Genomic DNA, 7830 nt, shown 5'->3' with positions numbered 1-7830 from the left:
TGAAGTGACCCCTTAAAGTTAGACATATATATTAAGCAACCTGTTGGGCATGGGCTCGGTATTGTACTGGGCTCATGCCTTTTAATTTTGACTTTATCCGTTTGTAATTGTAGTAATCAATATATTGAGCTAGTTCGCGCTTGAAATGGTCTACACTTTCAAATTCGTTGAGATAAAGAAATTCTGACTTCATTATGCCAAAGAAATTTTCAATAACCGCATTATCGTAGCAATTTCCTTTACGAGACATACTTTGGGTAATCCTTTTCTTTTTCAAAGCATGTTGATACTGTTTCATCTGATAGTGCCAGCCTTGGTCCGAATGCAAAAGGAGTTTATCCTTCTTTGATAGGCGTTTAAATGCCTTTTTAAGCATATCAGAGACTAAGGAGTATGTAGGACGAGAACCTATAGTGTAGGTGATAATTTCACCGTTAAACAAGTCTAGCACAGGCGATACATACAGCTTTTCACCAAACAACTTAAATTCCGTAATATCTGTAACCCACTTCGTATTTGGTTTCTCCGCCTGGAAATTGCGATCAAGAATATTGGGAGCAATTTTACCTACAGTTCCTTTATGGGAACGATATTTCTTCATACGAACCACTGATTTCAACCCTAATTCTTTCATGATGCGCTGCACTTTTTTATGATTAACTTGATAGCCCTGATTGCACAGTTCGTCACGGATACGACGATAGCCATAGCGGCCTTTGTGCTCATCGTAAATGGATTGAATAAGGAGCTTCAGTTCTGCGTCTGTATCGGGCTTGTCAAACCGCTTCACCCAGTAATAAAAGGTACTACGAGGAATGTCAGCAAGCTTTAATAATGCGATCACCGGAAATTCATGCCTTAATTCATAGACTACTTGCGATTTGTCTTGTTTGGTGATTTTTCCTTGTTTTGAACTAAGGCATTCAACTTTTTTAAGTAGGCATTTTCCATACGCAGACGTTCTAATTCGGCCTGTAAAGCCTCAACTGATCCCTCAGCAGGTTCTTGCTTCTTAAAGCCTTTTTTATCTTTATCCATCGTACTGTGACGCCCCTTTTTCTTTGGTATGAGGGCGTCAACTCCGTGTGCATTGAATTGACTGCGCCATTTTCGAATAATTCCTGGAGAGGAGATATTAAAAATGACAGCAGCTTCGTTTGGAGACGTCCCATTCTCGATCATATAGTTGAGTACGTCTATTTTATATGGGATGGTGTAAGCTGTATAGCTTTTTTCAAAGGCTTTTACACCGTGATATTCGTATTGCTTAATCCACATACGCAAGACCTCATGATTAATTCCTAAGGATCTCGCAATGCCTTTAACCCCTTCACTTCCTGAGAGATATTGATGAATAGCTTTATTCTTTAATTCTAAATTGAATTTTGACACAAAAAAACTGCACCTCCAATCGTTAGATGGTGTCTAACAATTGGGGTGCAGTTCANACTAGCTCAATATATAGAGATATTGATGAATAGCTTTATTCTTTAATTCTAAATTGAATTTTGACACAAAAAAACTGCACCTCCAATCGTTAGATGGTGTCTAACAATTGGGGTGCAGTTCATAGATGACTCTATTAGCAGGCTGCTTTTTCTGTTCAACACATGTGCAATTATTTGATTCCTTTGATTAAACGTTTCGCGGTTCCCATCGGTGTATCCATGGTTTCATAGATATTAATCGTGAAAGGTGAGCTAAATTGATCCAAATTCGCCCCCGTTGCATCGATTACTTGAATACCACTGACTAATTTATTAGGCCCAATAAAAGATGCGTCTTTAGAACCTACTACTCGCCCTAAGCTATCTACAATCTCAAATCTTAATTTGGAGAAATTGTTATCAACCACGACGTTTGCAACCTGTGAAATACTTAGATCCAATCTCACCTTGTAGTTGTATGTCCCCATTGCATATTGCATATTAACAGATATGTCTTTGAATGTCACATCAATCGGGTACAAGGAAATAAGATTATCTGTAGTTTCCTTCTGTAAGTCCGTTTGTAGGGCAGCAATCGTCGTCGTATAAGGAGCTGCAGCCTGTGCATCTAATATTTTCAAAGCAAAGCTTTCACTATCTTCGGATTGTGGAACAATATACGAGTAGCTGACTACATAACTTAAACCAGGGTTCATCATCGTCGTCACATTCGTTTGTCGAACACCTTGATAGGAAGCACCTGTCTTATTAGTTAGTTCCGTCAAAAACGTAGGTGTTGCGATTGGTGTTGTGCTTGTATTCGTTAATTTGAATTTGGCGACTGCCGTTTTATAGCCTTCATCTGGGTTCTCGTGCAAATGCAGCTCCATTAATGAAACTTCCGTCGTCTTATCAATCACTTTGGCCTGTGCATGGAAAGGAATGGGTTGACCAATCTTATATGCAATTGCTGATGCAGCAGAGCCATCTGTTGGCCAGTTGATAGCAAGTTTAGCTGTTGCCAGTTCCTCAGACTGACCTCCATCTTTAGGAATGAACGTATCCGTCGATAGCACGACGATGTTCGTTAACTCCACTCCGGTCTCAACTGGGATCGCGTAATGGATATACGTATTTTCTCCAGCAGCCAATACAACCGGAGCCACTTCTGTACGTTTTCCTTCATAACTCTTCGTCTCTGATTGTGCATCTACACGGAAGGCTGGCACAGTTTCGCGGCCCTCTCCTGGATTGTTTACAAGGACAGTAAGAACAGCTACACGTCCCGTTGCCCCGCTTTGAATCGAAGCTTCAACCGTCTTATACGTAAGTCCTGAATTCACACCAGCAATAGTGAAATCTTGTCCCCACCCCGCACTTGCAATGCTTTCCAGCGCTGCGCTACCCGTACCGCCATACCATACTTGATTGGTTGGCATGGAAAGCAGTGTAGTCTCTACCTTCGGATAGGCATATAAATCGACATTCACGAACGAAAGACTTTCAATCTTTCCGATTTCCTTCGAATCCACGGATGCGAAATAAACAAGCTCTGCAATTTCCTTCGGTTGCAGGGAAGCTTTATTACTTGCACTTGGTTTCAGCGTGTAAGAGATCCCGCTCGAAGTTTGAACGCGAAGCTCATGTTCTGGCACGCGGTTCTGAGTTGTGCCCCCATTGTATAGGCGAACCGTCACAGCAAGCTGTGAGCCCGTCGCTGTAGGTGTTTCAGCTACGCTTTTGATAGCAGCACGAATATCCTTGGTTAAACCATAATTCACAGTTGGTGCGACAACAGTTGGTGTGGAAGGCTCCGCAGCCCACGCTGCGGTACCTCCTTGAACGATCATTGCTCCCAGCATAATGGCTGTTAGACTGGATTTCCATGGTCTTTTTTTCATTTATAACGTCTCCCTTAGTATGAATTTCAATGATGCTATTTGGCAGCTGGTGATGCCGTCGGTTGTGCGGATGTTGCTGGACTTGTCACCTTTTGACCGTCTTTTAATGTGTTCTGTCCCGAGATGACCAGCTGTTCGCTTTCTTTCACGCCTTCCAATACTTCTTGGAACTCGCCGTTAATGCGCCCAAGCTTCACTTTCCGTTTCAAATATTGATCACCTTGCTGAACGAATACGAACGTATCCGACTCTTCGCGAATGACACTAAGTGTAGGCACAACCGCCACTTTCTCTTCTGTTTCCGTTGTCAGTTGGACTTGGTAGCGGCCTCCTGGTTGAATCGTACGATCTGGATTAGGAATTTCTAATTCCAGCGTGTAGGTTTTGGAAGCAGCACTCATGATTGGGGCTAGGTAGCTAATTTTAGCTGTCCCTTTCTTATCAGGCGTATTCGGGTCATAGTACACGAGCTCCTTCTTGTTTTTCACAAGCTGGTAGTTCGTTTCAGCTAGCTCTGTTTTGATTTTGATCGGATCGATCTGCTGAACTTGACCCACTTTGCCTGCTTGTGCAGATGCTGTTTGGCCTACCACGACATTGAAATCTGTTAGAATACCGCTGCCAGGAGCTTTCACTTCGTAATTCTCCAAAGCGCGCGTAGCGTCTTCTAAGGTAAGACTCGCAGACGCTGCTTGTGTCTCAATAGAAGAGATGGCATCCGTGTTATCGAAAGCGGAAAGCTTATTTTGCGCAGCCTCTAAGCTCATTTGAGCATTATCCAACGCTTGCTTTACTTGATCTACTTGTCGCTGTGCAGCAACACCTGCTTCAAAATCATTTCTGATTTTGTTGTAATCCTGCTGCGCATTATTCAAAGCTGTTTGTGTACGAGCTAAGTTATCAGCCAAATCTTTCCTATTATTCACTTTATTATCTCTAGCTTGCTGCAAGGAATCCTGTGCACTCTTCACTTGCAGCTCGCTTTTGCGCTTATTCGATAGCGCATCTTTATTATCAATAACGAAAAGGACATCGCCTTTCGTCACATATTCGCCACGTTTCTTCAGAACTTCCGTAACTTCACCGTTCGCTTTCGCCATCACATCGAGCGTTGTTCCGGCTACAACATCCGCAACCTGCTCAATCGGATTACTTATCTTTTGCAGCTTGATCGCTTCTGTTTTGACCGCTTTAGGCGTTAACTGTACAGTTGCCGCATCCTTAGCCCCTGGTGCAGAGCAGGCTGTCGCCAACACGGTCGCTGCAGTTAACAGCGTGATGACCCCCATCCAGCGATATTTGCTATGCCCTCTTCGTGAACCTTCGTTAATCATCGATGTGCCTCCTTATACTTCTAACGAACTCGTTGTCATTTTTTTGTTGCCTTTATTTTTTTTGAACATGCCGCTAATGCGGGTTTTCATACTTTCGATCAACTCGTAAATAATAGGTACAACGACTAACGTCAAGAGCGTCGAAGTAATCAAACCACCAATAACAACAACCCCAAGACCTTTACCAATTAATCCGCCCTCAGCTGAGATACCAAGTGCTAGCGGTACTAACGCCATAATAGTTGCCCCGGCTGTCATGATAATAGGACGAAGTCTGATTTTCCCTGCTTCAATAAGCGCATGACGAACGGTATACCCCTCTTCACGCAGTTGTTGTGCACGGTCGATCAATACGATCGCATTCGTGACGACGATACCAATCAACATGAGGAACCCGATCATCGAAGTTACCGTTAAAGGCTCTCTTGCAATAACGAGACCTAAGAGACCGCCAATAACAGCTAGAGGAAGTGAGAACAGAATCGCAAATGGTGCACTTGCATTCCCGAACGCCAACACCATGATTAAGTAGACTACGAAAATAGCAGCAGCCATCGCTACAAACAACTGAGTAAAGCTCTCGTTCACATCTTCAGATACGCCTGTAATTTGCGGTGTAACACCCTCTGGAAGCTCTAACTCCTTCAGAGCTGTAGCTAACTTCGCACTCACAGCTGTCTTATTGTCTGAATTAATTTTGGCAGAAACTTTCACGAGCTGCGACTGATTTTCCCTGGCAAGGGAAGCAGCGCCTTTCGTTTCATTGATTTTCGCGACTTCCTTCAAAAGAATGGTCGACCCATTCTGAGCTGTTAACGGAATATTGCCCAGCTTCTCAAGGGAATTTTTGTCTGTTTTTTCCAATGAAACCGTTGTTGTATAGACAATATTATCGAATTTCATATCGCCTAGATTCTGCTTTGAAATCCATGTGCGTGCCGCATCTCGAACGGATGCAGCGCTTAAGCCAAAGGCTCTAGCCTTTTTCTGATCAACGGCAATTTCAATTTCTGTTTTGGCATCACTCAAATTGTCTTCAACTTCGGCAAGCTCAGGGAAAGTGTTCAATTTCTCTTTCACCATTCTAGCTGCTTTCTCTAATTGAAGCTGATCGTCCCCTTGGAGTGTGTAGGCGAAGTCCGTACTTGATACCCCGAAATCACCTTCCATGGACTTAGGCTCAACTTCTGAACCATTCGGCAGCTCAGATAAAATATAAGCGGTCGTTTGCTCTTGCACTTTAACTGGATCTACATTCTCATTGACTTCAAGGAAAATCTGAGACGCGTAAGGAATTTGCTCATCATCCTTGCCAGCATAACCCACTAGTGCCTCAACAAACTTAAATACCGGCTCACCATTGGAATCCTTCAGGTCTAACAAGACTGTTTCGATTTCTTTTGTTTTGCTATCTGTTGCGTCAAAAGACGTTGAATATGGCAATTTTAATTGGAAATACATGATATGCGATGCAGCTGAGGCAGGCAAAAAGGATACAGATAAGAACGGAATCGTTCCAGCCATTGTCCCAATGAGCAAGACTAGTGCGACTAATAACGTTTTGATCTTATTTTTCAAGCTCCACGTCAGTACTTTTTCATAAAACATCGTCATTTTCGTTGGCGCAGATTCATCATGCTGAACCTTACCTGGTTTACTACGCAACACAAGTAATTTCGAAAGCATAGGAATAACCGTTAAAGCTACGATTAAGGATGAAAGAAGTGCACAAGCAATCGTTAATGCGAAAGGTCGGAAGAAACCACCTACAACTCCAGTTACCAATGCAAGTGGAGCAAATACCCCAACGGTAGCCAAGGTAGACGACGTAATCGCCATCGAAACTTGTTTCGTTGCTAAAGCAATAACGGATTCTTTACGTTCCTGCGCTTTTTCCAAGGAAGCATAAATGTTTTCAATAACGACAATCGAGTCATCGACAACCCGTCCAACCGCGATAAATATACCGCCAAGTGTCATCGTATTGAGCGTGAGGTCTAAAGTCGACATTAATAATAATGTGATCAAAATAGAGAGTGGAATCGAGACGAGTACGATGAGTGTCATACGTACATTTCGCAAGAAAACTAGAATCATCAAGGACGCAAGGACTGCACCTACGATTCCTTCACGGACAAGTCCAGAGATCGATTCCTTAATTTGATCGGCACTATCAAAAGTGCTTTTGAACGTAATGTTCGGTAAGGTTGTTTTCCATTCCGTAATGTTCTTCTCGATTTCTTCGGAGAACTCAACGGCGTTCGCACTGCCAGCTTTATATAAAATCATTCCAATCGCTGGCTTGCCATCGAGACGTCCATTAAAATCAGATTCCGTAATGGCTTTTACTTTGGATACTTGATCCAAGGTAACAATGGCGCCCGTAGGCGTAGTAATCTCTACCTTTTGGAGATCAAACAAACTGGATAAATTGCCGGTAACGCGGGTCATTTTGCTATTACCATCGATTTCAATAGAACCGATCGGAGTTTTTGTCGCCGCGGTATTAATGGCATTACTCACCATGCCTGGTGACAAACCATAGACATCTAAGGCCGCTGCATCTAGCTCAATATCGAGCGAGGTATCTCTGGCACCGATAATGTCCATATGGTCGATCCCTTTGATACCTTCAAGACCTGGTTTAATCGTATCCTTGAACGTTTTATCAAGCTCAGTTTGGCTGACTCCTTCGTTCGCATAGGCGACTAAATAATTCGAAGGGAACGAGGCCGCACCGAAGGTAGAAGCCTTGGGAGCACCTGCTGTAGCTGGTAAGGAAACTGATGACAAGGCATCCTGTACAGCTTGCTTCTTTTTGTCAATATCGACATTTTGCTTGAAGAAAATAATAACCATAGAGAAATTATCGCTTGAAGTGGATTGCATGGAATCTAAATCTTCTAGATTCGCCAACTTCTTCTCAATCGGTACGGTAATTTCATCCATAACGTCCTTTGGCGCGCCCGTGTAGGTCGTTGTAACGGCCACAACAGGGAAGGAAACGTTCGGCATGTTCTCTTCCTTCAGCTGTGTTGCTGAATACAAGCCGCCTACAAAAAGCATGATCATGATGATGAATAACGCGGATACGTTTTTCATCGAAAAATGTGTGAGTCGATTCATTCCTGTACTCCCCTCAACTAATGATTGTGAGTTAAAGATACA

The 7830-nt window shown here is 43.1% G+C and carries 4 protein-coding genes; all 4 read right to left on the bottom strand.

Annotation, left to right across the window (positions count from 1 at the left end; all coding sequences use genetic code 11):
- Window positions 1–31: 31 nt before the first annotated feature.
- The 4 genes from ASG89_RS35540 to ASG89_RS11450 all read right to left on the bottom strand — a co-directional run bounded on the left by ASG89_RS35540 (window position 32) and on the right by ASG89_RS11450 (window position 7788).
- Window positions 32–1392 (bottom strand): IS3 family transposase gene (locus tag ASG89_RS35540; RefSeq protein WP_157276605.1). Its coding sequence is split into 2 segments (ribosomal slippage): window positions 32–936 and window positions 936–1392, totalling 1362 coding nucleotides; the frame shifts between segments, so codons are not numbered across the junction.
- A gap of 226 nt (window positions 1393–1618) precedes the next feature.
- Window positions 1619–3328: a hypothetical protein gene (locus tag ASG89_RS11460; RefSeq protein ID WP_057310706.1), complete on the bottom strand. Its 1710-nt coding sequence runs from the start codon at window positions 3326–3328 to the stop codon at window positions 1619–1621.
- A gap of 35 nt (window positions 3329–3363) precedes the next feature.
- Entirely contained in the window at window positions 3364–4662 is a 1299-nt protein-coding gene (locus tag ASG89_RS11455; RefSeq protein WP_057310705.1) for an efflux RND transporter periplasmic adaptor subunit, read from the bottom strand.
- A gap of 12 nt (window positions 4663–4674) precedes the next feature.
- Entirely contained in the window at window positions 4675–7788 is a 3114-nt protein-coding gene (locus tag ASG89_RS11450) for an efflux RND transporter permease subunit (protein ID WP_057310704.1), read from the bottom strand.
- Between the last annotated feature and the right edge of the window lie 42 nt (window positions 7789–7830).

It is taken from the genome of Paenibacillus sp. Soil766 (assembly GCF_001428105.1).
Taxonomy (GTDB): Bacteria; Bacillota; Bacilli; order Paenibacillales; family NBRC-103111; genus Paenibacillus_E.
Note: the sequence above shows the minus strand (reverse complement) of the source record. Positions and strands in the feature narration are given on the sequence as shown.